Annotated in this window: 2 protein-coding genes; both read left to right on the forward strand. The window is 60.5% G+C overall.

The features are described 5' to 3' along the window. Window positions 1-297, forward strand: a 297-nt coding sequence (locus ABQJ48_RS37675) for an EAL domain-containing protein (RefSeq protein WP_367842916.1), incomplete at its 5' end; no start/stop codon positions are given. A gap of 14 nt (window positions 298-311) precedes the next feature. Further along, the coding region (locus ABQJ48_RS37680; RefSeq protein WP_367842917.1) for a PAS domain-containing protein at window positions 312-1,538 on the forward strand (1,227 nt) is incomplete at its 3' end.

Consider the following 1,538-nt stretch of genomic DNA (forward strand, 5'->3'; position numbering starts at 1 on the left):
CTCGCGGACTTCCGGTTCGATTACGTGAAGGTAGACCGGCGATTTCTAGTCATGCGCGGCGAAGCGCGCACCCAGTTTCTGAAGTCGGTAGCCGCGTTGGTGCATACACTTGGTGCGAAAGTTGTTGTGGAGGGCGTCGAGAAGGCCGCAGAACACGATGAGGTACAGCGCTCGGGAATCGACCTCGCGCAGGGATACTGGTATGGGAAGCCGATGGCGGTCGATCAGCTCCGGGCATTTGCGACGGCGTCGATAAATGCATTACACGATGTGACCGGAACGGAGCATGGAGCGTGAAAGACGAATGCATTATGGATGCGCAGCAACAACGACAACCAATCAGCGCCCCCGTGCCCCCAGAAAGCGACTACGATCAGTACTTTGAGCGCGTGACCCGGGTCGCCGCGCGCGCGCTGAATTTTCCAATATCCGTCGTATGTCTCGACAGACCGGGCCAGCCAGAAGTCATAGGCGCAAGTGGATGCGAACGGGACGTCGTATTCCATCTGGAGACGTACTATAGCCGGACGCTCCAATGCGAGGAACCGTTCGTCGTCAGGGATGCGTTGTCCGATGCGGAGCGTGCGCAGGGGCCACTGGCAACCAGCGAATTGGGGATCCGCTTTTTCGCAGGCATTGCGCTGCGTCTCCCGTGCGGCAAACCCATCGGTATGCTATGCGTGATGCACTCGATGCCGCGGCGCTTCACGCGCCAACAGCGTCAGATGCTGGTAGACCTGGGGCAAATGATCGAGCACGAAGTTGGCCTGCGCAAGCTGGCCGGCTCTGATCGTTTGCAGGTGCATCAGGCGATCGACCGGCTTCAGGCCCAGCATGCGCTTTACGTCGAGACGTTCCATCGGACTCCGGTCGCTATCGCGCATATCGGAAGGGACTGGGAGTGGCGACACATGAATGATGCCTGCGTGAAATTCTTCGCGCACTCGCGTGCTCCGCTGACGAAAACGAACATACTCGATCTGCTGGATGCGAGCGACCGGACCAGGCTTGAACAGGTCGTGCTGGCACTCAATCGTGGCCGAGGGGTCGAGGTCCTGACGCTCGACGTGACGTTCCGGTTGCGCAACAAGCAAAGCAAGCCAGCGCGAGTGCAGGTGGCATTGAAGCAGGCGGGGTCGACCCGCGGAGGCTGGCTGTTCGTCATTCACGATACCCAGGCGGAGCAACGGGAAAAAACCGCCCGCGATGCGCGGGAGGCTGCGTTGCATCGGGCAGCCCATGAGGCTTCGGAAGTGCTGCGCAGGTCGCATGAGCAACTGACGACCGCCGAGCGACAATTGGGAGCCACGCGCGTGGATTTGCGCGCCATCGCTGACAATCTGCCGGTGCTGGTCGCTTACGTCGACGGTGAGCGACGTTATCGGTTCGCCAACTCAACCTATCGCGAGTGGCTAGGGTTGGACCCGGAGGAGATCGTGGGACGGCTCACCCAGGAGGTTCTCGACGCTGACTTTTTTGCTGCCATCGAGCCGTACGTCCAACGCGTGCTCAACGGCGAAAGGGTCGAGTACGAGGTT

Origin of the sequence: Paraburkholderia suaedae (assembly GCF_040812055.1) — a bacterium.
Classification (GTDB): domain Bacteria; phylum Pseudomonadota; class Gammaproteobacteria; order Burkholderiales; family Burkholderiaceae; genus Paraburkholderia.